This window comes from Bradyrhizobium valentinum (assembly GCF_001440405.1).
GTDB classification, from domain to species: Bacteria; Pseudomonadota; Alphaproteobacteria; order Rhizobiales; family Xanthobacteraceae; genus Bradyrhizobium; species Bradyrhizobium valentinum.
In genome coordinates this window covers 1-22,150 of sequence record NZ_LLXX01000038.1, presented here as the reverse complement: position 1 = coordinate 22,150, position 22,150 = coordinate 1, and the positions used below count along the sequence as shown (strand labels likewise).

The 22,150-nt window shown below is 62.8% G+C and carries 32 protein-coding genes and 1 tRNA gene; 30 read left to right on the top strand and 3 right to left on the bottom strand.

Translation table 11 applies throughout. The annotated features are described in order from the left end of the window. The first annotated feature begins 9 nt into the window (after positions 1-9). The 4 genes from CP49_RS07115 (at position 10) to CP49_RS07100 (ending at position 3,927) form a co-directional block, all read left to right on the top strand. The gene (locus tag CP49_RS07115) at positions 10-429 is read left to right on the top strand and encodes a DoxX family protein (protein WP_057849583.1); all 420 of its coding nucleotides are present in this window, start codon (positions 10-12) and stop codon (positions 427-429) included. 190 nt (positions 430-619) lie between these two features. After that, positions 620-1,084, top strand: a complete 465-nt coding sequence (locus CP49_RS07110; protein WP_057849582.1) for a (2Fe-2S)-binding protein — start codon at positions 620-622, stop codon at positions 1,082-1,084. Continuing rightward, positions 1,081-3,306, top strand: a complete 2,226-nt coding sequence (locus tag CP49_RS07105; RefSeq protein WP_057849581.1) for a xanthine dehydrogenase family protein molybdopterin-binding subunit — start codon at positions 1,081-1,083, stop codon at positions 3,304-3,306. The genes CP49_RS07110 and CP49_RS07105 overlap by 4 nt, the downstream gene beginning before the upstream one ends. 156 nt (positions 3,307-3,462) lie before the next feature. Continuing rightward, positions 3,463-3,927, top strand: a complete 465-nt coding sequence (locus tag CP49_RS07100) for a nuclear transport factor 2 family protein (protein WP_057849580.1) — start codon at positions 3,463-3,465, stop codon at positions 3,925-3,927. Positions 3,928-4,567: 640 nt separating this feature from the next. Here CP49_RS07100 and CP49_RS07095 read toward each other — a convergent pair. After that, a tRNA-Leu gene (locus CP49_RS07095) sits at positions 4,568-4,652 on the bottom strand. 97 nt (positions 4,653-4,749) lie between these two features. Next, positions 4,750-4,992: a FliM/FliN family flagellar motor switch protein gene (locus CP49_RS07090; RefSeq protein ID WP_057835618.1), complete on the bottom strand. Its 243-nt coding sequence runs from the start codon at positions 4,990-4,992 to the stop codon at positions 4,750-4,752. Between the two features lie 65 nt (positions 4,993-5,057). Here CP49_RS07090 and lipB point away from each other — a divergent pair, with 65 nt between their 5' ends. Beyond that, positions 5,058-5,786: a lipoyl(octanoyl) transferase LipB gene (lipB, locus tag CP49_RS07085; RefSeq protein WP_057849579.1), complete on the top strand. Its 729-nt coding sequence runs from the start codon at positions 5,058-5,060 to the stop codon at positions 5,784-5,786. 65 nt (positions 5,787-5,851) lie between these two features. Further along, positions 5,852-6,166, top strand: coding sequence for a hypothetical protein (locus CP49_RS07080; protein WP_245310553.1), 315 nt, complete (start codon positions 5,852-5,854; stop codon positions 6,164-6,166). A gap of 20 nt (positions 6,167-6,186) precedes the next feature. On the opposite strand, the gene CP49_RS07075 is transcribed toward CP49_RS07080, so the two are convergent. After that, the gene (locus CP49_RS07075; protein WP_245310551.1) at positions 6,187-6,549 is read right to left on the bottom strand and encodes a tautomerase family protein; all 363 of its coding nucleotides are present in this window, start codon (positions 6,547-6,549) and stop codon (positions 6,187-6,189) included. 128 nt (positions 6,550-6,677) lie between these two features. Between CP49_RS07075 and CP49_RS07070 the strand changes: the two genes are divergently transcribed. The 24 genes from CP49_RS07070 to CP49_RS06960 form a co-directional block, all read left to right on the top strand. Continuing rightward, complete coding sequence (locus CP49_RS07070) at positions 6,678-8,006, top strand: tyrosine-type recombinase/integrase (RefSeq protein WP_082645889.1); 1,329 nt, start codon at positions 6,678-6,680, stop codon at positions 8,004-8,006. A 3-nt stretch (positions 8,007-8,009) separates the two neighbouring features. Further along, positions 8,010-8,609 carry a hypothetical protein gene (locus tag CP49_RS07065; RefSeq protein WP_057849577.1) on the top strand — a complete coding sequence of 200 codons (600 nt, stop codon included), beginning with the start codon at positions 8,010-8,012 and terminating at the stop codon, positions 8,607-8,609. Between the two features lie 112 nt (positions 8,610-8,721). Next, a complete protein-coding gene (locus tag CP49_RS07060; RefSeq protein ID WP_057849576.1) occupies positions 8,722-8,949 on the top strand; it encodes a lysophospholipid acyltransferase family protein in 228 nt (75 codons plus the stop codon). A gap of 103 nt (positions 8,950-9,052) precedes the next feature. Further along, positions 9,053-9,457 carry a hypothetical protein gene (locus CP49_RS07055; RefSeq protein WP_057849575.1) on the top strand — a complete coding sequence of 135 codons (405 nt, stop codon included), beginning with the start codon at positions 9,053-9,055 and terminating at the stop codon, positions 9,455-9,457. Between the two features lie 120 nt (positions 9,458-9,577). Beyond that, positions 9,578-9,763, top strand: coding sequence for a hypothetical protein (locus tag CP49_RS07050; protein WP_057849574.1), 186 nt, complete (start codon positions 9,578-9,580; stop codon positions 9,761-9,763). Between the two features lie 217 nt (positions 9,764-9,980). After that, entirely contained in the window at positions 9,981-10,148 is a 168-nt protein-coding gene (locus CP49_RS44365) for a hypothetical protein (protein ID WP_156438135.1), read from the top strand. A 386-nt stretch (positions 10,149-10,534) separates the two neighbouring features. Further along, on the top strand, positions 10,535-10,876 hold the full coding sequence (locus tag CP49_RS07045) for a hypothetical protein (RefSeq protein WP_057849573.1): 342 nt from the start codon (positions 10,535-10,537) through the stop codon (positions 10,874-10,876). Further along, on the top strand, positions 10,873-11,115 hold the full coding sequence (locus CP49_RS07040; RefSeq protein WP_057849572.1) for a hypothetical protein: 243 nt from the start codon (positions 10,873-10,875) through the stop codon (positions 11,113-11,115). Before CP49_RS07045 ends, CP49_RS07040 begins: the two co-directional genes overlap by 4 nt. After that, complete coding sequence (locus CP49_RS07035; RefSeq protein ID WP_057849571.1) at positions 11,112-11,432, top strand: hypothetical protein; 321 nt, start codon at positions 11,112-11,114, stop codon at positions 11,430-11,432. The genes CP49_RS07040 and CP49_RS07035 overlap by 4 nt, the downstream gene beginning before the upstream one ends. 145 nt (positions 11,433-11,577) lie before the next feature. Continuing rightward, positions 11,578-12,675, top strand: a complete 1,098-nt coding sequence (locus CP49_RS07030; protein ID WP_156438133.1) for a hypothetical protein — start codon at positions 11,578-11,580, stop codon at positions 12,673-12,675. Positions 12,676-13,002: 327 nt separating this feature from the next. Continuing rightward, positions 13,003-13,545, top strand: coding sequence for a hypothetical protein (locus tag CP49_RS07025; RefSeq protein WP_057849569.1), 543 nt, complete (start codon positions 13,003-13,005; stop codon positions 13,543-13,545). Continuing rightward, the gene (locus CP49_RS07020; protein ID WP_156438131.1) at positions 13,535-13,909 is read left to right on the top strand and encodes a hypothetical protein; all 375 of its coding nucleotides are present in this window, start codon (positions 13,535-13,537) and stop codon (positions 13,907-13,909) included. Before CP49_RS07025 ends, CP49_RS07020 begins: the two co-directional genes overlap by 11 nt. Positions 13,910-13,947: 38 nt before the next feature. Next, entirely contained in the window at positions 13,948-14,277 is a 330-nt protein-coding gene (locus tag CP49_RS07015; protein ID WP_156438129.1) for a hypothetical protein, read from the top strand. A 108-nt stretch (positions 14,278-14,385) separates the two neighbouring features. Then, positions 14,386-15,444: a phage baseplate assembly protein gene (locus tag CP49_RS07010; protein WP_057849566.1), complete on the top strand. Its 1,059-nt coding sequence runs from the start codon at positions 14,386-14,388 to the stop codon at positions 15,442-15,444. Between the two features lie 148 nt (positions 15,445-15,592). After that, positions 15,593-17,575: a phage tail tip lysozyme gene (locus tag CP49_RS07005; protein WP_057849565.1), complete on the top strand. Its 1,983-nt coding sequence runs from the start codon at positions 15,593-15,595 to the stop codon at positions 17,573-17,575. Positions 17,576-17,602: 27 nt separating this feature from the next. Further along, entirely contained in the window at positions 17,603-18,115 is a 513-nt protein-coding gene (locus tag CP49_RS07000; RefSeq protein WP_057849564.1) for a hypothetical protein, read from the top strand. A gap of 12 nt (positions 18,116-18,127) precedes the next feature. Continuing rightward, positions 18,128-18,328, top strand: coding sequence for a hypothetical protein (locus CP49_RS06995; protein ID WP_057849563.1), 201 nt, complete (start codon positions 18,128-18,130; stop codon positions 18,326-18,328). A gap of 196 nt (positions 18,329-18,524) precedes the next feature. Next, positions 18,525-18,872, top strand: coding sequence for a hypothetical protein (locus CP49_RS06990; RefSeq protein WP_156438127.1), 348 nt, complete (start codon positions 18,525-18,527; stop codon positions 18,870-18,872). After that, complete coding sequence (locus CP49_RS06985) at positions 18,869-19,438, top strand: hypothetical protein (RefSeq protein WP_057849561.1); 570 nt, start codon at positions 18,869-18,871, stop codon at positions 19,436-19,438. Before CP49_RS06990 ends, CP49_RS06985 begins: the two co-directional genes overlap by 4 nt. Next, positions 19,435-19,698 (top strand): hypothetical protein, encoded by a 264-nt coding sequence (locus tag CP49_RS06980; protein WP_057849560.1) that lies wholly within the window; start codon positions 19,435-19,437, stop codon positions 19,696-19,698. The genes CP49_RS06985 and CP49_RS06980 overlap by 4 nt, the downstream gene beginning before the upstream one ends. 115 nt (positions 19,699-19,813) lie before the next feature. Continuing rightward, positions 19,814-20,278: a hypothetical protein gene (locus CP49_RS06975; RefSeq protein WP_197423030.1), complete on the top strand. Its 465-nt coding sequence runs from the start codon at positions 19,814-19,816 to the stop codon at positions 20,276-20,278. A 113-nt stretch (positions 20,279-20,391) separates the two neighbouring features. Next, on the top strand, positions 20,392-20,817 hold the full coding sequence (locus CP49_RS06970) for a hypothetical protein (protein WP_057849558.1): 426 nt from the start codon (positions 20,392-20,394) through the stop codon (positions 20,815-20,817). A gap of 236 nt (positions 20,818-21,053) precedes the next feature. Next, positions 21,054-21,380, top strand: a complete 327-nt coding sequence (locus tag CP49_RS06965; RefSeq protein WP_156438125.1) for a hypothetical protein — start codon at positions 21,054-21,056, stop codon at positions 21,378-21,380. 539 nt (positions 21,381-21,919) lie between these two features. Next, positions 21,920-22,150: helix-turn-helix domain-containing protein (locus tag CP49_RS06960; RefSeq protein ID WP_156438123.1), on the top strand; the 231-nt coding region annotated here is incomplete at its 3' end.

Here is a 22,150-nt window from a genome sequence, read left to right as displayed (position 1 = left end):
GAGCCGAACATGGAATTCACGAGATTTCTGCCCCTGCTTGGTCGCCTGCTCATTGGCCTGCCGTTTCTTATGAGTGGCGTGGGCAAGCTCACCACCTATGCGGCAACGACAGCCTATATCGGCAGTGTAGGCTTGCCGTTGGCTCCGCTTGGCTGGGCGATCGCCGTTGCCTTCGAGATCGGCGGCGGGCTGCTGCTGGTTCTCGGTTTTCGCGCCCGAGAGGTCGCGCTCGCTCTCGCCTTGTTCGTTTTGGCGACAGCCGTCTTCTTTCACAGGAACTTCGCCGATCAGAATCAGATGATCCATTTTCTCAAAAACATCATGATGGTCGGCGGGCTTTTGCAAATCGCGTATTTTGGAGCCGGGCCCTACGGTCTGGACGCACGGAGAGGACGCGGTCCCAAGAATGTCACAGGCGCGGCCGCTTAAGGCGCTCCGACTCCAAGCCGTTGTACCAACACGAGAACTGCACCCGAGCGCGACGCTAGAACGCGCTCGGTAAGCGGCGGCGCGATAACGACCGAAGATTTCTACGGCTACCGCAACGTCATCTCGATCGCGAGGCAATCAGGATTGCTTCGAGATCGATCAATTTGGCTCGTGCCCACAGGGATGGAACATGTCCACTCGCATTACAGTCAACGGCGAATCTCGCATGGTCGACGCCGCTCCCGACACGCCCCTGCTCTATGTCCTGCGTAACGACCTCGGACTGAACGGGCCCAAATACGGTTGCGGGCTTGGGCAGTGTGGAGCCTGCGCTGCCATAATCGGTGGCAATCTGGTCAGGACCTGCTCGATGCCGCTTCGGGACGTTGAGAACGATCACGTCACTACGCTGGAGGGATTAGGCTCTGTGGAAAACCCTCACACCTTGCAGAAGGCATTCATCGCCGAGCAGGCGGCACAGTGCGGCTATTGCACCAGCGGTATCATCATGGCCGCAAAGGTGCTTCTGGACCGCAATCGCAACCCGGACGACGAAGACATCAAGAATGCGCTCGCGGACCATCTCTGCCGCTGCGGCACCCATAACAGAGTGGTCCGAGCCGTTCGGCGCGCGGCAGTGGAGCTCGCGCGATGACGGACCTCGTGCTGTCACGGCGGCGCTTTACCCAGGGACTGGGCATTGTCGTCGCGACGTTCGCGTGGACGACCCGATCTGCGATCGGCCAGGCGCCGCCCAATTTGCCCTTTAGTCTGCGCAACAATCGCAAATTGGAAGGCTGGATCAGACTCGAACCGGACAACTCCGTCGTGATCTTCACCGGCAAGGCCGAACTCGGTCAGGGCATCCTTACGGCTCTCGCCCAGATCGCCGCCGAGGAACTTAATGTCGAGTTCGACAAGATCCGAATGGTATCCGCCGACACCACGCGCGGGCCAGACGAGCAATACACTTTCGGCAGTCAGTCGGTCGAGCAAAGCGGTGCCGCCATTCGCGCTGCCGGCACCGAAACCCGGGCGATTCTTCTCGCTGCGGCGGCGCGCCGGTTCGACCTTCCGGAGACGCAACTGAAGGCCATGGCCGGATCAGTCGTTGCAACGGACGGCAGACGCGCGACGTATTGGCAGATTGCGAGTGAACAGCCTGAGATATTGCGGCGAGAGATCGCCGCCAACATCGTGCCGAAACGACCGGCCGACTACCGGATTGTCGGTCAGTCCATCAACCGCGTCGACCTTCCCCCCAAATTGACCGGTCGTGCGTCCTACGTTCAGGATATGAGACTTCCCGGAATGATCTTCGCGCGCGTCGTGCGTCCCCCGCGTTACGGGGCAAAGTTGATGGCGCTCGATGATACCACCGTGCGCTCGCTCCCAGGTGTCGTTGCAGTGATCCGCGACGGCCATTTCCTGGCGGTCGCCGCCGAGCGCGAGGAGCAGGCAATCGCGGCTCTAAACGCCTTGGCGTCGGGAGCGCGGTGGAGTGATGACGGCATTTCACTTCCCGACATGTCGAACCTGGCCAGGGAGCTGCGACAGCTTCGCAGCGAGACGAGCGTGGTCGGCACGGCAGGTCAGTCCGAGCCGGCGCCGCCCGACGCCAAGAGGATCAGCGCAGAATATGTCCGGTCGTACGTCTCCCACGGCTCAATCGGGCCGTCGTGCGCGGTGGCCTTGCTCAAGGATGGCCATATGACCGTGTGGTCACACACCCAAGGGGCTTTTCCGCTGCGGGGCGATCTCGCCAAGGTGTTGGGGATGCAAAACTCCGAGGTTGACGTGATCCACACGCAAGGATCCGGGTGCTACGGTCACAATGGTGCGGACGACGTCGCGCTGGACGCCGCCCTGGTTGCGCGCGCCGTGCCAGGCAGGCCGGTCAAGATCCAGTGGATGCGAGACGATGAATTTGCATGGGCTCCGATCGGACCTGCCATGACGACGAAGGTTGAGGCGGCGCTCTCGTCTGAGGGCAGGATTGTCGACTGGTCCTATGACGTGTGGAGCAATAGTCACGCGATGCGACCGGGTCAGGCCGGCGGCGTCAACCTGCTTGCGGCCTGGGATTTGAGTGTCCCCTTTACCAAATCCCCTCCTCCGCGTATTCCGCAGCCGTTCGGCGATGGGGACCGTAATGCTGTTCCCCCCTATGAATTGGCGCGAAAGGAGATCAGGAATCATCTCCTCCTTGACACACCAATCCGCAACGGATCGTTCCGGACATTGGGTGCCCATGGCAACGTCTTCACCATCGAATCCTTCATGGACGAACTCGCCGAGGCAGCCCAGCTCGATCCCATCGCTTTCCGCCTCGCTCACCTGAAGGATCCGCGGGCCCGCGCCGTCATTGAAGCGGCGGCCGCAACGGCAGGCTGGAGCGCGGGCGCGAAAGGTGATGGCTGGCGCGGACGTGGCTTTGCTTACTCGCGTTACAAGACAATCGGAATGTACGCGGCGGTCGTTGTTGACGTGAGCATCGACCGCAACAGCGGTATCGTCCGCGTACCGAAGGTCGTGATAGCCGCCGACATCGGCAGTGTCGTGAATCCGGACGGTGCGAGAAACCAGCTTGAGGGCGGGATCGTCCAGGCCGTCAGTGTAACGTTGAAGGAGCAGGTCACGTTCGATCGCCGCCAGATCACCAGTCGTGATTGGGCCGGATATCCGATCCTGACGTTTCCGGAGGTACCGAGCATCGAAGTTGTGCTGATGAACCGTAGTGATCCATCGCTAGGCGCCGGAGAGGGCTCGTTGGCGCCGACTTCAGCAGCACTGGCGAATGCCTTCGCTCATGCGACGGCGCGCCGGATTCGATTGCTTCCCATGACACCCGAACGCGTGAAAGCCGCTCTCGCCTGAGCACCGTGGCATTCTCGCAGTCCCCCGGACGCCCGATGCCAAGCGCCGAGCTACGCAATCGCCCGCCAGTTCGGGACTGAGGCATTCTCGAACCACGTGACAATCTCCAAGTGATCGCCGCGCGTTATCAGAACCAATCGAGCAAGGACACCAGCCATGAGTGAGCACGTCACCATCTCCCCCACCGAAGCCGCCGATCGCCTCGCGATCCGGGAGCTCATCGAGGCCTACGCACATTGCGCCGACCGTCGCGATGCGCAGGGCCAAATGTCTCTCTTCACTGCAGACACCCATTTCGTGGTGTTTATGAGCGCCAATGATCCGACTCCGTCGCAGGAGCTGCATTCGCGCGAGGCGCTCGCGCCAGTGTTCGCCGAGTTGAACAAGTACGACGCCACTACGCACTTCATCGGACAAACCACTATTATCACGCTGACGAACGACCGAGGCACCGGCGAGACCTATTGCCTGGCGCATCACGTCACGGTCGTCGGTGAACAGCGGCGTCTGATGGTTGCCTCGCTCCGCTATCGCGACACCTTCGTGAAGATGAACGGTGCATGGCTGTTTGCAGAGCGCCTGCTTTACGTCGACTGGCTGGAGGAGCGCGCCCTCGCGTGACATCAACGGCGGTGTAAGCTTCTCTTGCATTGTTGGCCGAACCCGAGGAGCACACGGAGCGAGTCCTAGCGCTTCGTAGCGTGAACGGCCCAGGCAATACCGTCGCCTAGATACGCGCGTCCAAGGCGGTTAAGCGCCTCCCCTTGGGCTAGACTGAAGAAGAGGGACGGGACTTTTTCGGACTGTCCACGCCAAGGCGCGCCTCATTCCATAACCGCCCATCACGCGAAAGACCTTTCCTCAGCGCTCCCATCGAGCGTACTAGCTACCCGCCATGCGACGCTGACTAGGCTGTGATTGAGCGACATCAAGGATCGGTCGGGCCCGACGGCGCCCTGCCCGCATATCGTTTGATGGAAACACTGCTCGGGAGACCGCATAGCGCTCACGGATGAGAGTGCGAGCCCGCCGATTTGTACGCTGGGCTACGCTACTGTCCTCCGTTGAGCAAATGGTGGTTTCCCATCGCGAAGCCTTGGTTCAAATAAAGATGCGACGACCATAGGAGCAAGCGCTGGACCAACACGCGCGATCAAACAGTGAAGATTTGCGCGGAACAGGATAGTAACATTCGCTGCGAGTAACGATGTGGGAGTAAAAAATCGCGAAAATTATTCTTCGTATCAATGACTTATGACTTTGGTGCGCTCGGAGGGACTCGAACCCCCACGATTTTACTCACTGCCACCTCAAGGCAGCGCGTCTACCAATTCCGCCACGAGCGCTTGGGATACCGGCTGGAAGGATTGCAGCCTGCCGGATCAACGGCGCCGATGTAACAAATCAGGGATGGTGGGACAAGGAGGTTTTGCGATCCGGTAACTACCTGACATCAGGGGATTTCGGCAGCATTTGCTTGACTTCGACCGCGATGCGGTTGCGATCCACCAGCACCACGCCGGAAGCCACCGGAAGGTTGTTGGCGAGGATCTTGACCTCGTCCTGCTCGGTGGCGTCCAGTTCGATGATGGCGCCGCGGGAAAGCCGCATCACCTGGTGGATGGGCATGGTCGTGGTGCCTAGCACCACCATGAGATCGACGCTGACTTTATCGAGGGTGGCCACTTCTGAACCGCCAAAGGGGGACTAAATTGCTGTGTGGTTCCACCTGACCACGTTATGGTTAGCCAATGGTTAATGACCGCCAAAGCCTTGATTTGACGACGTTCGCGCAGGCCAAAGGCGGCCGCGAGGTCGAATGGCGGATTTCGGCCGCTCCTGTGCCCTACCCCGAAGCCGTGACTGAGATGGAAACCCGCGCGGCCGGGATCGCCGACCAAAAGGCGGCCGAACTGGTCTGGCTGCTGGAGCATCCCCCGCTCTACACTTCCGGCACCAGCAGCAAGGAAGGCGACCTGCTCGATCCGCGCTTCCCGCTATTCACCACCGGCCGCGGCGGACAGCTCACCTATCACGGCCCCGGCCAGCGGGTGGCCTATGTGATGCTCGACCTCAAGCGCCGCCGGCCGGACGTGCGCGCCTATGTCGCCGGCCTGGAGGAATGGATCATCCGCATGCTCGACGCCTTCAACGTGCGCGGCGAGCGCCGCGAGGACCGCGTCGGGGTCTGGGTCAGGCGCCCCGACAAGGGCGAGGGCTACGAGGACAAGATCGCAGCGATCGGCGTGCGGCTGCGGCGCTGGGTGTCGTTCCACGGCATCGCCATCAATGTCGAACCGAACCTGTCGCATTTCTCCGCGATCGTGCCCTGCGGCGTGATCGATCCGCGTTACGGCGTCACCTCGCTGGTGGATCTCGGCCTGCCCGTGACGATGGAAGATGTCGACGTCGCGCTGCGGCAGGCGTTTGAAGAGGTGTTCGGGGCAACCAGTGCACGCCTGCCGGAGGCGATGGCCTGAGACGTCCGCCGCCCTGCGGTCTTCCGCTCCCGCGAGCGGCGCCACATATCCAGAGGCAGCGGCGCATGGTGGAGGTCGCGATGACGACGCACAGGCTTCCCTTCGAAAACCGGTGGACCAACAGCGCGAATGCCCTGCAATGGAATTGCGAGCTTGACCATCTGGGCGTCGCGAACGTACGGGCCATGTTCGTAGATCACGAAACACGGCATCCAAACCGGCGCAACGTCGTGCAGGACGTTCCGGCCGGCTTTGTCCGGGACTGGCTGGCGTTCCAGGATCGGCGCGCGGCGCGCCAACAACTGCTGTGGCGCGCGACCGTGATTGGCCTTTCGTTTGTCGCGGCCACCGCGGCCGTGCTGGGCGTGCTAAGGGCGTGACATGTGCTTGCCGATGAGGTTCACGCCGCCGCCTTGCGCGGCGCGACCTCGAGTTGGCCCGCGATATAGCGGCGCTCCTGGGTGAGGCCGCCGAAGCCGTAAGCATCACCCTTCACTTCGTCGACATGCGCGTAGCTCTCTTCGTGCAGCGGCCCGAGCAGTTCGCCCATGCGCTGGAACAGCGCGGCGAGATAGGCCGCCTTCTCGTCCTTGGTGTTGGTGCCCTCGCTGACATGAACGTCGAGCCAGAAGCTGGCGAGGCTCTGTTCGGCGAGCGACTTTCCGCCGGCGAACCAGTCGGCGGCATCGACCGACTTCACGATGACAGCGGTGACCTTGGGATCCTTGCGCAGGGTCCGGCGCGTAATCTCGACGTGTCTCACCGCATCTCGAAAACGAGCAAAAACCCCTTTAACCAAGGGCGTCCGCGCAATCCGTCTGTGCCTTGACGCTGCAAACTGTCTCACCTAGTCTCACCGCTGATTGTAGGTGAACCTATAGGCAGGCGGAAATGGCGAAGGCGGAGAAGAGATCGCAGGCGGCGGCGCGCAAGGCGGAGGCGGTTTCCGTTGTTCCAAGGGTCGAACCGAAAGGGAAGCCCCGCCGAGCTACCAGCACTGGCAAGCTGACCGCCCTCGCCGTCACCCGGGCGACCAAGCGCGGAATGTACAACGATGGGCTCGGGCTCTATTTGCAGATCGCCGAGAACGGCTCGAAGTCGTGGATACTGAGGTATCTGTTCAACGGCCGCACCCGTCACTACGGCATCGGGCCGCTGCACACCGTCAATCTTGCCGAGGCGCGCACCCGGGCCGCTGTTGCCCGCCTGCAAATCCTCGACGGCATCGATCCGGTGGAAGCGCGGCGCGAGCGGAAGGCCGCCGCCCAACTCGAAGCTGCGAACAGCATCACCTTCGATGACGCCGCCGAGGAACACATCAAGGCGATCGAACCGCAGTGGAAGTCCAAGAAGCTGGGCAAGCAATGGCGCTCGCATCTGAAAACCTATGCCAGTCCGCATTTCGGCAAGCTGCCCGTTGCCGCCGTCGATACCGGGCTTGTGACGCGAGCCCTCATGCCAATCTGGACAACGAAGCCCGAGACGGCATCGCGCGTCCGAATGAGGATCGAAGCTGTGCTCGACGCGGCAAAGGTCAAGGGATATCGGACCGGAGACAATCCGGCGCGATGGGACGGGCACCTTCAGCACATTCTCGCGGCCCTTCCCGCCGCAAAGCACCACGCCGCTATTCCCTACACCGAGGTCGCTGCCTTCATCGCCGATCTGCGCACGCGGGAAGCGACATCAGCCCGCGCGCTGGAATTTCTGACTTTGACCGCGACCCGAACCAACGAGACGCTCGGCGCTCAATGGGATGAGTTCGATTTGCAGGGCAAGGTCTGGACGGTGCCCGCGATCAGGATGAAGGGCAAAGCAAAGGTGGCGCGCGAGCATCGTGTGCCGCTCAGTGATCGCGCCGTCGAGATCGTCAAGGAGATGCAGAAGATCAAGCACGGCCCGTTTGTGTTCCCCAGCGCCTTCCGGCCGATGAAGCCGATGAGCGGCAACGCCCTCCTCGACCTGTTGAAGCGGATGGAGCGCGACGACATCACATCGCACGGCATGCGCGCGGCTTTCCGCACCTGGGCAGGCGAACAGACGAGCCATCCGGGCGCCGTTGCCGAAGCCTGCCTCGCTCACGTCGTCAAAGGCGTCGAGGGCGTTTACCAGCGCGGCGACCTGTTCGAGAAGCGCCGCAAGCTGATGGACGATTGGGCGCGCTACTGCAACGACACCGCCACCACCGGCGCCAACGTCATCCCGATGCGGGGCGCGTGACCGATGCCGAAGCGCAAGGGTGCATTCGTCTACAGCGCCGACCAATGGCAGGCCGTGACGCAGGCGATCCCGTCTGACGATCCAAAACTGTTGCAGGCCGTTCGCCGCGAGCTTCAACAGAACATCATCACGCCTTACCTTGAGGCGATGGCCACCGAGGAAGAGAAATCGACACAGACGCCGCTCGACGCGATGCGAAAGGCGCTCGCCGCCGTCGACCATCTGCCGCCCGACACCGTTGCCGACTTTCGCCAGCACGCCCGCGACATCATCGAAGCGATGGAGGATGCGAACCGGCGCAACCGTGGCAAAGGTCGCTCGAAGCGTTTACGCGGCATGCTCTACGAAGCAATCCTCCGCATCTGGACGGGCATGCTCGGCCAGAAGCTGGCGCGCAACAAGCCCGACAAGGGCGCGAGCCGGACGACGGCGCCGAGCGGGCCGACGCTCCGCTTTCTGCAAGCCGTACTCCGGCCGGTGATGAAGAACGAAATGCCGGGACCTTGGGGCGTTGTCGACATCATTGAGCGCGAGCACGATGCCCGGACCGACACGGTTAAGCAGGTGAAGGCGTTCAAGGCGACACAAGCGAAGCTGCGCTGAGATGCCTGTATGGGGGGAGTGACCCCCGAAATCGGGCTTCACTTCCCCCATCTTTCGCAACGGATTTTTCCGGAGTACAGGTCGAAGCAGCGTAAGACATTTGAGGTGAGCCGTGACGAAATCAACCGCTGCCCTGAAATCCGCAAGTCCCTTCGAGCCGCAGGCCGCGAGCCGCACGCCGTTCGGCTATCGCATCTACACTTGGTGCGCGATGACCGAGATGAGCCGAGCGACGCTGTACAGGCAGATCGCAGCCGGGAAGTTGAAGGTGATCAAGCCGAACGGCATTCCGATGATCCCGCACGCCGAGGCTGTTCGGCTGGGTTACGTTACCGAGTAAGACGAGATCGACCTGCCGGATCAGGAGCACCGGCAGGGCGATTGCACGACGGACGCGGAGAGCAACCGCGTCCGTCACTGGCAACAAAGCCGAGACGGCGACCATGCTCCAATCCGACGAACTATCATCACCGCATATTTCCCGCGCCGCGCGCCGCGCCATTGTCGGCGACGGTGTGATGGACACTGCCCTGGTTGCTGCCGGTCAATCGCTCGCCGGTCATCGACATGAGGCGCGCTACCGCGGCGTGATCGCCGACCTTTTCCGCTCTGGCCGTTCGGTAAGCTGCATCGTTTGCAGACGCTCGCCCGCCATTGAGCGCCCTATCGGCGGATTGCTGCTTGCCTGTGCTGCGCACAAGCCGAAAGCGTCAAGCGTCTCCGCAATCTGTCTCGCATGCTGGACGGCCTACGACGCCGACCTGATCGAACAGGCCGCGACGCGCGTACTGCGAACATTTGTGAAGGGCGGTCGCTTTGTTGATCCGCCGCCGATCGACACTTCCTGAAAATGAAAACGCCGCCCGGCTTGAGGAGACCGGGCGGCGATCCGAAACGATGCCGCCGAATTGGTCTCGCGGCGGCATCGATCTTCAAACCGAGGACCTGAGTGTGAAAGGACGAAAAAAATGGGTTTGCTGATGACACTGACGCGAGAAGCCGACAGCGCCACGATCAAAGTGCCGAAGGCGGCGGTCGTAAACATCGAACCGCGCCCCACCGGGCCGGGAACGCGGCTCACGCTTTCAAGCGGCGGCCTTGCCGACGTTGCCGAGGACATCGCGACGGTGGCCGCACTCTTTGAAGCGGACTGAGAAACGAAAAGCCGCCCGGCTGACGAGACCGGGCGGCGTATCGAACTAAGCATCAAGCCGAGCTTGGCGGAACGGTTTGATGAAGGCGGGAGCAACTACCACGAAGCACCACACCGGCCCCGAGGGGCCACCAACACCAAGAAAGGCATCAGCGGATGCAACGTATATCTCAAGCCGCCCGCCCGCAATGGGCCGCCCTGCACCTTCCGGTGCAGTCATGAGTAAATCTGGCACCAATTGGACCCGCGCGAAGCGAAAGCCGACGCGCCCGGCCTATGTGAACTTCCCGCTCGATCATCTCGGCATCAGCGCCAAGCGCGCTTTCCGTGAGTGGAAGCAATCCCTGACCCAAAAGCAGCGGAGGAGCCTCGCAGCGTCGCGCTGACACAACGCCTTATGGCGTTCGCTGGACGGCAGCCGGGCGTGGTCCCGGGACGGTGGCGGCGAACGCAAATCTAAAATGCACAACCACGGGGTCCGACCCATGTGCAAGCCCGGTCCGAAAGGTGCGAGGGCGGTCGGCGGAGCGGCGTAGCTCCGTAATAGTTGGCACCAAGGCAATCCGCGCGCCGCGAGATTGTCGTCCGTAAGCTCGGTTGGCGCTCAAGTGTCAGACGACCCGGACATAGGGACCAACCTCGCCATCCGGTGGGGTTGGTCGTCCTATGTCCGGTCACCCGGAAGAACAACTCAGTGTCAGGAACGAAGACAGAGAGAGAAGAGAGACTTGAGAATGCGCGCGACGCAAACGACACACCGAGGGAGACGACGATGACGAGGCGCAACACAATCGACGCAGGACGGCAGGCGATGGCGGAGTTTAACGCGACGGTGCGCGCATTCCGGAAACGGAAGCGGCTGATCTTGGTGGCGGCAAAAGGATTGCTCGCGGCGCGTCGCCAGTATCCGAACAACCGCACATTCCACCGCTGGCTCAAGTCGTCGAGCTACGCGGACCTTTCGGGACATGATCGGGCGGCGCTGATCCAGATCGGGCGGCATGAGAAGCGCCTACGCGGGTTTCTGGCGACGACGGGCATCGCGGCACCGTCGCTGTTGTGGAAGACGGCGCGCAAGACGATCATCGCGGCCGATGGGGGGCCAGCATCGTGACGAAGCGCGCATTGACACCCGAACACGCCGAACGGCTACGGCTGGCGACGGCAAGGTCTGTGCTGGACCATTTGCGCGTCGCTGGCGTGAACGTCCCGGCGAATATCCTCGCCGCTGGCCTGATGGCGGTGGTTGTCAGGATCGTTCGCGAGAACATCAGCGCAAAGCATCAGTCGGCGGTGATCGCGCGGTGCCGGGCGAGCCTCGACGCTGCGGAAGCTGCTCGGGGGAAACGATGAGGCCGATCGGTAAAGCCGAGATCGACAAGATGCTCGACGGGCGCGGCCGTCGATATCCTGCGACGGTCTATGTGCACTTCACCATAGCAAGGCTCTACCGGATCGCCGCGCGGGAGTTCTACCAGGGCACGAGCAAGAGCGAGCAAGCCGCTCGGCTCCGGTCCGACACGTTGCGATATCAGGCGGGCGCATTCAGGCGACAGGTCGGACCGGCTTGCGCCGATCGGCACCGGGGCAAGATCGAGGAAGTCTGTCACCTGATATTGCGGTTACGGGACCGGGTGCCGAGCGCGCGAACCATCCGGCGTTGGCTTTGAATTATTCATGGCCAACGCGACCGGCGATGATGCGGGCATCATCATCACCGGAGCCGATCACATGCCGAAGAACAGTTTTGGATTTGAAGTCCCGCCGCCGCAGCCAGACGCTCCCCCGCCGCCTCACACTGTCTCGCCGCTCGCCTTGCCATTCGCCGCGGGTATCGAGGGCAATCCTGCCGCCGTGCTGCCGCCCGGAGGTGCGCATCACTTCCGGCTCCTACGCGACGGCGTTGCCGATGCTGATGCCATTGGACACGGATACGCTTCCCGGCTGGTTGACCTGACCGAACAGGTACAGCGGGCAAGGCAGCGGCTCGCGCAAGTCAAAGGACAATTCGGCGTCAGTGAAACCCATCCGGAGTACGTCGCGCAGGTCGCGATCATCGCCAACGCCGAGGAAGAACTCGCCCGCCTGAATGTGCGTATTGCGGCGCACCAAGCCATCGCTGGGCCGCGCCGTGAATTGCTGGGCCGGATCGAGGGCTGGTTGAGATCAACAGCGGCCGGTCATGACATCGTCGATATCGAATTAGTCGATCCGCCGAAGCTGCTCAAGGCCGAGACGCCTGCAACAGCGGTTGACCGGCTGCGGCGCCGCCTGCGCGAACTGGACGCCGATGCACATCGCATCAACTCCGCACCGTTCCCGTCATCGTTCGCGAAGTCGGTGGCCGAGAACTACATCAACCAACTCGCCGACGCTGCCACGCCTCACGTCTCTTCGCTGGTCGAGCACGGCGGGCCGCTCGTGATCGACGGCAAGATGGTCGAGCCGCCGATCGTGTTTCCGACGAAGATGACGCGGTCCGCGGTCGATACCGCGGCGGGCCGAGTAGTGTCGACCGTGGAGACGCCGGACACCATCGGTCTTATGGCTTGGCTGTTCCGCGATCAGATGCTCGCCCGCATCGGCGAGGCGATCGACGCGGAGGCCGAGGACAAGATCGCGCTGAGCCATGAGGAGCGTGCCCAACGGTTGGCCGTGATCAAGTCGGACCGGGAGCACGTCGAGCAGGAGGAGGCGCACTGGCTTTGGCAGGCGTTCGCCGCTGGCGTTGTCGTCGAGCCGCGCGCCGACATGGCGCCCGACGCCTTCCTGGGTGTGCAGGCCATCCGGGCATCACGACCGGCGCCCGTCGATCATGCGGCTGGGGTTGTTGCTGCTCGGGATGCGCACGGTGCCGGGCAGCCGATCGACATCGCGTCCCTCGTCATGCCGATGGGAAGGGCCGCATCGTGATCCAGATCGCGGCGCCGCCAAGGGCCGCATCCCCTTGGCGTGCTGCGCGATGGGAAGGCGGGGCGAGCCGCCCGAGCACGGCCCGCCCCGCCGACCTTCCTATCCGTTCGCTCACCCTCCATCTAGAGCGACCGGCAGGCAGGCAGCCGCGGGCAGCGAGAGCACGGCAGGCCGAGGGCGCTGGGGTGGCAGCGGGTCGGGGCGAGGCGCATCAGCAAGGCTGCCGGGTCCTCCTGAGCGATTTCTAAACGCGGGGGACGCGAGACCGCGGCTCTTCCGCATATTTGGGGTAAGATAATCGGCGGTTCCGGTGCATGGGATTTCAGGATGACAGACACGGCGATGATCGACAGCCCCGGGGCAAAACCGGCTCGGCGGCGCAAGGGCGCGACCGTGACCGCGACGGCGCTGGCGGAGCATCTAGGCGTCTCGCGGCAGTACGTGGCGCGGCTGGCGGACGAAGGGACCATCGCCCGCCAGGGCGACGGTCTGTTTGATCAGGATGCCTGCCGCCTGCGGTATCTCGACTGGCTCCGGAGCCCGGACCGGAGATCGGCGAAGAGCGAGGCGGAGCAATCGTTCGTCGCGGCAAAGACGCGGCTGCTCGAAATCCGGACGATGGAGAAGCTGGGGCAACTCATGCCGCGCGAAGGCGTCGAGGCTGCTCTCGACGATGTTGTCGGCATCTTCCTGACCGGGCTGAGTTCGATGCCTGCCCGCATCGGCCGGGGCGACCTGTTGCTCCGCCGTCGTGTCGAAAAGGAAGTGTACGAAGTCCGGCAATCGGTAAGCGCCGCCTGCGCCGCGAAGCTGGCGGCGAAGCAAGCCGAGTGGCAGGCCGCCGAGGAGACGGTCACCGATGCCGACTGACATGCTGTTGCCCGGGATGCACCACGACACGTTCGATTGTTTTGTCGAAAATCTCGGCTCCCTGTTCTACGAGTTGAACCGCAAGGCGCGACAGAGCGACCGGCCAAATCCCACCGCGCTCCAATACATCCCGGCGACGCTGCACTTCGTTCCGATGAGGGACATGGCGGTGCTGGCATTCCTCGACCACATATCGGACGGCGCGGTGACGGCGGCGCTGACCGAACAGGCGCACGCGCTGGTCGATACCGCAGACGGCAAGATGCTCGACGCTCCGGCCTTTCTCGAAGCATGCGAGCCCGCGATCGATCAAATCCGGTGTAGGATGCAGAGCGAACCCCAGATGCAGGACATGCGCGCATGACGATGATCGACACACAGGCCGCCCCGAACTTCGAGAAGATGCTCGACGCCGCCGATATCTTCCGCGAGCGGATCGAACGCGCGATTGAGAAGGCCCTCGCCGCCGTCGATCCGACATCGCCCCGCGCCGAGGATTGTCGCGCTGCACTCCGGCAGATCAGGGCAACGTTGCCGGAATGCAGTCTCCCTCAATTGATGAAGGTCGCCGCGCTCGACGCCGGAATGCACGGCGCGATATTCAAGATGATCGAGGTGACCTTGGGCATTGTCGGACCGCCGCCGCTGATGCTCGACGTGCCGTCCGCATCGGCGATGCTGGATATCTTCACGCCGATGATTGAGCAGGTCCGCAAAATACAGCTACACTGACGACAACCAATCGAGAGGGCGCAGGAGCAAACCGCAACCCTCTCGCTTCCACATTTCCCCCACCGCTCGCGCGGGCCACAACGCGAAGCAACGCGAGAGGCTGCGAGAATGGCACGGCAAGACATCAGCGAGACGGCAACGCTAATCGTACAGGGCAAAGAGTTTAAGGACTTCACGTCGATCAGTCTCAGTCAGCGATACGCCGAGTTCAACCCTGTTTTCGCCTTCGACTGCACAGAGTTCATGCCCGCCCCTGCCACTGCGGCGAAGCTGGCGATCAAGCCCGGCGACGTCGTGCAAGCCTACCTCGCCGGTCAACCGGCGCTCTCCGGATACGTCGTCGAGCGGCATGTCGGCTACGACGCGCGCAATCACGGCGTCAAGATCGTCGGCGTCGGCAAAAGCTGGGACCTGACGAACTGTAGCGTCTTCGAGCAAGGCGGCGCGATGGACGGCATGTCGATCACGCAAATCGCGACGAAGCTGGCGAGCGAGGTCGGCGTCACCGTCCGAACGGTCGGCAATGTGGACAACACGCCGTTCGAAAACGCGCACGTTCAACCGGCAGAGATGATCTCGTCGGCCATCGAGCGGTATGCGCGGCACCGTTGCGCCATCCTCGGATCATCGCCGAACGGCGAGCTTTTGATCATCGGCGCTCACCCGGCCAATCCATCCGGCGCGCTGATCGAAGGGCAGAACATCCTGCGGGCGAACTGCGTGATCCGTGACGAGAACACGTACAAAAAGATTTACGCGATCGGGCAGCGCCACTCCAACGATGAAGTCAGGGGCGATGCCGCGAACAAGCAGATCGCGATGGTCACCGGTTCGGCGACGCGCGAGCGCAAGCTGGTTGTCATGCACGACATCTCCGACAGCGACCACGGCATCAAGCAGCGCGCCGAGATCGAGAAGCTTTTCACCGAGGGCGGCAAGGTCGAGGCGCACATCACCGTGCAGGGCTGGTTAAAGGCCGATGGGAAACTCTGGAAGGCAGGCGAATACTACCGCGTGAAGTCCCCGATGCTGCTGCTCGACGACGTGCTTGGCTGCAAGGTCGCCAGCTTCGATCAAGGTCCGGCCGGTACGACCACGACGCTCGAAATGGTGTTACCCGATCATCTCGGCGGCAAGCCGGACATGCGCGGGCCGACACCGACTTAATCGCGAGATCGCGCACACCTGACACTGACACCGACACAAGGGGGCTATCATGGTTGAAGAGGTATTCCGGGGCAGAGCAGTTATCGTTGACGGGATGACCCCGGCTCTTCGCACAATCCGCGAGGAATGGGCGCGCTTTAATCGGGGCATGACGACGGGTGCCGCGCGTCGTGAGGTGGATGGCCTGCGCGGAAGTCTTCGAGCCATTGGCAACGAAGTCCGGGGGGCGACGCTACCGGCGTTGTCATCGCTCGGGCTCGCAGGTGGCGGCGTCGCGCTGGCGGTTGTTGGCATTGCGGGGTCGGTCAAATCTTACGCCGAAAAAATCCAAGACCTTGGCATCGCGTCGAAAGAGTTGCAGCTATCGGTCCGCAACATCCGCGCCTTCGAGGCCGCAGCCGGTGCGGTGCGCATCAACCCCGAACAGGCGATGCAAGGGCTCGCCACGTTCCGGAAGAACGCCGAGGACTTCCAGCTAAAGATCGGCTCGATCCGCGATGAGTTGGCGGGCTATGGCGCTGGCGACGTGGTCGAGGCAATCCGCAAGACCCGCGAGCCGCTGGATCAACTCCGCATCACCTTCGAGCGGATGGAGCACCTTCAAAAGAAGAACCCGGTCCTCGCGCGTCGCTATGCGGAGGCGATGTTCGGCAGCGCGCAGTTTGCCCGGTTGGGATGGGAGGAGTTTCGTCAATCGTTCCAAAAGGTCGGCGAACTGACGGCGGAGGAAATCGCCCGCGCGGAGAAGGCGAACCGCGCGTTCCTCGACCTGGGGAGGTCGGTCGAAAAGTTGAAGCAGTCGGCGGCGGGCGAACTGTTGCCGGGCATGACGAAGGCAGTCGATGGCGCGACCTCTATCGTCGAGAGCATCGGCAAGCTGGATGCATTCGCGGAGAAGTGGAGCGGCCGGAAGGGTGGCGTTTACGGATTTATATTCGGGCACCCGCAGGGCGAGGAAGGCGGGTCCACCGATCCGATGAACGATCACGCGCGGGGCATGAAGCGAGGCCCGAGTGGCGATCTGCTCAATCGCAGCCAGCGGCCCGGGGATTATCGCCTGCCGGGCTTTCGTGACGACCGGCGCAAAGAGGACACCGAGCAAGGCACGAAGAAAGGCGTCTTCGAGGGGCTCAAAGAGTTTTTCCAGCTATCGAGCGCGCAGGCGTCAACCGGTGGCTTCATGAACGCATCGCTTGGCGGCGGCACACTCAGCAATCCCCGGTTCGGCGGCGTCGGCGGTCAATGGGGCAATCAACAGTACCCCAACCGCGGCGGCTCCGATGGCATCGGCGCATCGAACGGCCAGTCAGCGCCAGCGGCGGGCCTTGGCACCGTGCCGAAGTCTGTGCGCGACTTGCCCGCCGCAAAGCTCCCCTCCGGACAGAAGGGCGAGAATGCGCAGCGGCTCTATAACGAGCTACGGCGGCTCGGCCATTCGCATGAGCAGGCCAGTGCTGCGCTGGGGCATGCGCAGCATGAGAGCGGCTTCAATCCCGGCGTGGTCGGAGACAAGGGCACCGCGTTCGGTTTCTTCCAGCATCGCGGAAGCCGCTGGGCGAAAGCACAGAAGATGGCGGCCGAGGCCGGGACGACGCCGTTCTCTCCGGAGGCAGCGGCGCGTCACTTCGATCATGAACTGCGCACCAACGAGAAGGCGGCGGGCAGGAATTACTTCGCCTCGAAATCGACGCACGATGCGGTGACGGCGCTGAATGCCTACGAGCGGTTTGCAGGATGGCAGCGCGGGCAGCCCGGGCGCTATTCGTCGGCAGAAGGTTTCGCGAAAAAGATGCGCGACACAAACGCACCGCCGCCGTCCGTCGTGAAGGCAAGGCCGGAGGCAGCACCGGACTTCGACGATCGGTTCAACTCGGCGTTCCCGAACCGCAACCAGAATTTGCCGAAGCCCGGCAGCTTCGAAGACCGGTGGTCGGGCATCACAAGCGATCGGATAGATCAGCGCATCGGCAACAACAACATGACCGCGACCGGGACGGTGAACCTGAGCGTCACCGCACCGACCGGCACGAAGGTCGATAGCAAGGCCGATGGATTGTTTCAGAGCACGAACATCACGCGCACGAAGCAAATGCCCAGAGATTACGGCGAGCGAGACAGCGGCGCGCAGTAGAACCACAGCAAGGCGGAGAGTTGCAGCATGAGCACCGAGATCGAGCAAAGCATCGCCTACGCGGCATTGAGCAAACCAGCCAAGCGCGCGTTGGCATTCATCACTGCCGCGATTGAACGCGGTGGCGTCGGAACAGCACCGGTAACATCGCTCGCCATGATGACGGCGCTGGGCATCTCTTCGACGGCAAGGATCGCCGCGGTCAATCGCGAATTGCGCGGGTTGGGTTTCGTGATCACGACGGAAGGGGCGCGTCGTGCCACCGTGTTCGCGTTGACGGAGGGATGGCGCAACATCACCGATGCCGATGAAGCGAAGCGGCTCGCTGCCGTCGCGAGGGAGACGCAGAAGCGACGTCAGGTCCGCGTCGGCGCGCGAGTATCCGGAGGCAACGCGGCGCGGCTACGGATGGCGCAAAGCCGAAGTGAGCAACGGCAGAAAGAGCTTGCCGAGCGACCTGATGACGATGAACCGGTGCAGGTTCGGAAGATCACGCTGCCGGTGCTGGCATGGCCTACGAACCCGAACGCCGGATTGTGAAAGGAGCGATCGATGCCAGCGCGACCGACGAACCCGCTCGACCGACCGGTGACGCCGCCGACGAAGGCGGAGGTCTTGGCGATGACAACGGCGGAAATCTCGGCGCTGCTCGACGACCTATCGAGGACGCCGCCGCCTGCTGCGCGCCGACGCGAGGCGCTGCAACCCTCATGGGGCAGGATCGCTGCTCAACTGAATGCCCGGGTCCGGTAGCCGGGTTATCCCCAGCTTTCCACACCGGCACCAGCCGGGGCACCGTGCCGGGCGTGAAACATTGGCCCAAAAGATCCCCTGAAAATCGGGCCGATGGCGGCAAAAGACGTGGCGTTTTAGAGACTTAGGTCTCGGCGCTGAGACAGGGGTTCGAGCCCATTGCCCCGCCCGGATCGCCTGGGCCATGATGCCGCCCATGCTTACGAAAGACGCACCCCTGACCCGCCGACGCAGCCCTCACCGGGACGGCTGGCTGGTCTATGCCGCCGACGTGATGGCGGGCTCCATCGTCAAGGAAAGCGGTCTCGCGGGCAGCGAGCATTGGGTGTGGCGCTGCGGCTTTTACCCCGGCTCCAATCCGGGCGAACGCCGGTCCGGCACCGCCGCGACCTTCGAGGAAGCGCGCCTGCAATTCGAGCGGGCTTGGATGGCGTTCGTTGCCCGTCGCACCGAGGCGGACTTCGATCGATGGCGCGATCATCGCGATTGGACGCTGCGGAAGTATGCGGCGATAGATCGCGGCGAGCAGGTGCCGCTGCGATGAGCGGAAGCTGGGTGAATTTTGACGAATATGAGGATGTGCTGGCATCGACCGATCTGCTTGCCATTCTTGCTCCGAAATTGCGAACGCAGCCGTCGTGCTGGAAGTGGATGATATTGGCGGCTCAGAACGGCCTGCAAGGCGCACTCGTTTGTGCGATCCAGGATACCAGCGGCACGAACATTCTTGAGAAGCAATCGGCAATCGCTGCGCTGGATTGGTACAGAACACGCGAGGGTGATATGCCGCAAGGAAAGCTGGCGGTTTTCGGAACGCTGTTGAAGCGATACCGCACGAAATATCCGTCCAGCGTCACGGCTCAGCAACTCAAGAGTATAGGTCAGCTTCACTGGGAGCTTCGAAACAACTTCGCCCATTTCATCCCTGCAAGCTGGAAAATTGAGGTGGACGGGTTGCCCGAGATCATTCAGAGCGCCCTTGATCTAATCGAGGACGCGATGAAGCGGGACCAAGTCATGATGCATCTGAGTGGCAACCGAAAACGCCGACTTGAGAGAAACATATCGTTGACGCGCAACGCGCTGCTGCCGGTTTCGGACCGATCATGAAGTTGACTGCTGATCGACCCTTCGCCGATCCCGAGAAAGCCGCGCGCCGTCTGATGCAGCACGCGCACGCCTTCGAGCCGGTGCAGGATGGCCGCATCTATATCGAAAAACTCAACGAGCCGTTCCTGTTCGTCGACCGAGGCACACCGGCTGAGTATTCGACGGGCCTCGCGTTTGCCATCGAGCGCGGCTGGCTGACGATGCACGAGAGCGGCACGTTCGTCCGCTTCACTCAATCCGGCAGCGACCTGTTCGCCTAAAAAGGATCACCCATTGTCAGCGCAGATCGTTCGAGAGGTCGCGAAGGAAGCGTTTGCCGACGCCGTCGAGATGCTCGCAATCATAGAGACGCTCGAAGCGGGAAACGAGCCCGCCGTGATTGCGGCTGTCAACTCCGCGCGTACCGGCGCAGTCGCCATGTATGTCACTGCGGCCTTATGGTCTCGTCTCTTGGTGATTGTGACCCGAGCTTACGCGGCTTCGCGCCCCGGTGATCGGCACGCTCAGCATGCCTTCGATTTGCTGGGCGACCCGGTGGTAAGATCAGAGATCGAAAAGACCGGACATCCGTCGACGCTGACCGAGGCCATTGCACTTTGGATGCAGTGTCGAGGCGACCATCGGCGGCAGTCGATCCATGATTATCGCGACAAGCAAATTGCACACTGGGGTACTCAGAAACATACGTCGCCGGTCATCAACGACATATTCGCCGTGACGCGAGCGACGGCGACCGCGCTCGAACGGCTGGCGCAGGGAACCGGCATCGTGACCCTCAGCCTCAACAGTCAACTCGTGGACTACAGGGATGCAGCGAACCGCTTTTGGCGAGCGCAGTGATGCCTGTTCGCCCGGGTGATATCGCGGGCGACGGATCGCGCCGCGATAGCATGACGGTTTCACGAAAGAAGAAATGCGCGTAACGTGACGCGCATTCTAATGACCCCGGTCCAATGAGCTTTTTCCCGATCAACCGCCTTCAGCGCATCAAAGACCTGCGACGCGTGCTGACGGATCGATGGGGGCCGCGCCTGCCGAACAACGAGACCGGCCGCGTGCTTCTGGCTATCGTGATCGACCACGCGCTGCTGATCGCGCGTGACCTTGCCGAGAGGATGGCGCTGCAACTCTTGCCGGAGATCAGCGACGCCGAAATCGCCTACATGATCGACAAGGCGGGCGATGGCCGCATGTGGGGACCGCAGGCGCTGGCGAACGCTATCGGCCTCACCGAAGCGACCCGCGTGCGATTGCAGGTCACGACCATCGGCGCGACGGACTGCACGACAAGCCAGCGCAGAAACCGCAATCTTAAAAGGCGGCGGCTTGCGAAACTCAATGCGGCGGTGACGGCTTCCCCGGTGATCGACGCGACGTGATCGAGATCGGTGCTCGGCTCACCGACGCCATGCCACCGCCGAAGCGCCTTGCGACTGCGGCGTCGGCTTTCGAGCTATCCCGCCCCGCGTCGCCGCTGAGAAGGCGCTGGCCGCCAATCCAAACCGATCCGACAGGGCAATTGCCGAGGAGGCGGGCGTTAGCACTCCGACCGTTAGCCGCGCTCGCAGGCGATCAACTGTAACAAAAGTTACAGTTCAAAAGCGCACCGGGCGCGATGGTAAGACACGAAGGCCGGTGCTGCACAATCGATCCGGCGTCGGTATGGTGTTCGCGCGATCCCGAACTGATCGGGCACGTCATGGTGGTGAAGACGATGAAGCGATACGGAGTTTTCTGGTTGCGAGCGTCGAAGACGTTCGTGGTGCGCAACGTCGAGGGCGTTGACGTTGCGACCGACGTCGAGCGGCTCACTGAGGCGTGGGAGATCGCCGAGGCATTGGAGCGCGAGCACGCTCAACGGGTCGCGGCGAGGAAGGCGGCACAGGCGGAGGCGGCAAGGGTCCGCGCGCTGCGGCAGCGATCGGCGCTGGTAAGAGCCTGAGCGCACCGACGACCTGCTCGCCCTGCTCGATCAACTGCGGAAAAGTCCGCAGTTCAAAAGCGCACCGGGCGCGATGGCAAATCCGCAACGGTTGCGGATTAGACCCTGCCCCGAGCTAGCAGGGTCGAGGGCGCGCAGACCCTACGCCAGATCATCAGCCGCGGGCGTCCGTGAGCGTTTTCGGTCCCGGCTGTGGGGTAAGGCCCGGCCCCCTGCCGGACGCATCCACGAGGCTCCCTGTGGGTCGAGGAGTAGGTAGCCAATCGCCTCACACACAAAATGTAGTTGTTTCAGGTGGTTAGATCACAAACCGTGATCCTTGCGCAGGATCCGCGCGGTTAGATCGCTGACGGCGGAGGCAACCTCTGCCTTCAGCGACGGCGCCTTGCGAATGCTGGAATAGGTAACGGTGATGAGCGGCATGGTCATTCTCCTTCAAAAGGCGCGTTGGCATCGCGCTATGCACTACCTAGACCCGCGGCCATCATTTTGATATCTTATCTCTCCTCATAACAGTGATAATGAATATTGATGATGCCATGAGCACGCTCGATATCGACACGGTGCAGGCGTTCCTGCTGGTCGCCGAACTGCAAAGCTTTACCCGCGCCGCCGAGGCGCTTGGCGCCACGCAGGCCGCCGTCAGCATGAAGCTGCAGCGGCTCGAGAGCGTGGTCGGCAAACGCCTGGTCGAACGCTCGCCGCGGGCGGTCGCGCTGACGGCGGACGGCGCGGCGTTCCTGCCCCACGCCCGCGCGCTGATCGAGGCG

Bases quoted from the DNA above. Each gene is read 5' to 3' on its own strand.
- CP49_RS07115 (WP_057849583.1), top strand. From the start codon at position 10: ATGGAATTCACGAGATTTCTGCCCCTGCTTGGTCGCCTGCTCATTGGC.
- CP49_RS07110 (WP_057849582.1), top strand. From the start codon at position 620: ATGTCCACTCGCATTACAGTCAACGGCGAATCTCGCATGGTCGACGCC.
- CP49_RS07105 (WP_057849581.1), top strand. From the start codon at position 1,081: ATGACGGACCTCGTGCTGTCACGGCGGCGCTTTACCCAGGGACTGGGC.
- CP49_RS07100 (WP_057849580.1), top strand. From the start codon at position 3,463: ATGAGTGAGCACGTCACCATCTCCCCCACCGAAGCCGCCGATCGCCTC.
- lipB (WP_057849579.1), top strand. From the start codon at position 5,058: ATGGTTAATGACCGCCAAAGCCTTGATTTGACGACGTTCGCGCAGGCC.
- CP49_RS07080 (WP_245310553.1), top strand. From the start codon at position 5,852: ATGGTGGAGGTCGCGATGACGACGCACAGGCTTCCCTTCGAAAACCGG.
- CP49_RS07070 (WP_082645889.1), top strand. From the start codon at position 6,678: ATGGCGAAGGCGGAGAAGAGATCGCAGGCGGCGGCGCGCAAGGCGGAG.
- CP49_RS07065 (WP_057849577.1), top strand. From the start codon at position 8,010: ATGCCGAAGCGCAAGGGTGCATTCGTCTACAGCGCCGACCAATGGCAG.
- CP49_RS07055 (WP_057849575.1), top strand. From the start codon at position 9,053: ATGCTCCAATCCGACGAACTATCATCACCGCATATTTCCCGCGCCGCG.
- CP49_RS07050 (WP_057849574.1), top strand. From the start codon at position 9,578: ATGGGTTTGCTGATGACACTGACGCGAGAAGCCGACAGCGCCACGATC.
- CP49_RS44365 (WP_156438135.1), top strand. From the start codon at position 9,981: ATGAGTAAATCTGGCACCAATTGGACCCGCGCGAAGCGAAAGCCGACG.
- CP49_RS07045 (WP_057849573.1), top strand. From the start codon at position 10,535: ATGACGAGGCGCAACACAATCGACGCAGGACGGCAGGCGATGGCGGAG.
- CP49_RS07035 (WP_057849571.1), top strand. From the start codon at position 11,112: ATGAGGCCGATCGGTAAAGCCGAGATCGACAAGATGCTCGACGGGCGC.
- CP49_RS07025 (WP_057849569.1), top strand. From the start codon at position 13,003: ATGACAGACACGGCGATGATCGACAGCCCCGGGGCAAAACCGGCTCGG.
- CP49_RS07020 (WP_156438131.1), top strand. From the start codon at position 13,535: ATGCCGACTGACATGCTGTTGCCCGGGATGCACCACGACACGTTCGAT.
- CP49_RS07015 (WP_156438129.1), top strand. From the start codon at position 13,948: ATGCTCGACGCCGCCGATATCTTCCGCGAGCGGATCGAACGCGCGATT.
- CP49_RS07010 (WP_057849566.1), top strand. From the start codon at position 14,386: ATGGCACGGCAAGACATCAGCGAGACGGCAACGCTAATCGTACAGGGC.
- CP49_RS07005 (WP_057849565.1), top strand. From the start codon at position 15,593: ATGACGACGGGTGCCGCGCGTCGTGAGGTGGATGGCCTGCGCGGAAGT.
- CP49_RS07000 (WP_057849564.1), top strand. From the start codon at position 17,603: ATGAGCACCGAGATCGAGCAAAGCATCGCCTACGCGGCATTGAGCAAA.
- CP49_RS06995 (WP_057849563.1), top strand. From the start codon at position 18,128: ATGCCAGCGCGACCGACGAACCCGCTCGACCGACCGGTGACGCCGCCG.
- CP49_RS06990 (WP_156438127.1), top strand. From the start codon at position 18,525: ATGCTTACGAAAGACGCACCCCTGACCCGCCGACGCAGCCCTCACCGG.
- CP49_RS06985 (WP_057849561.1), top strand. From the start codon at position 18,869: ATGAGCGGAAGCTGGGTGAATTTTGACGAATATGAGGATGTGCTGGCA.
- CP49_RS06980 (WP_057849560.1), top strand. From the start codon at position 19,435: ATGAAGTTGACTGCTGATCGACCCTTCGCCGATCCCGAGAAAGCCGCG.
- CP49_RS06970 (WP_057849558.1), top strand. From the start codon at position 20,392: ATGAGCTTTTTCCCGATCAACCGCCTTCAGCGCATCAAAGACCTGCGA.
- CP49_RS06965 (WP_156438125.1), top strand. From the start codon at position 21,054: ATGGTAAGACACGAAGGCCGGTGCTGCACAATCGATCCGGCGTCGGTA.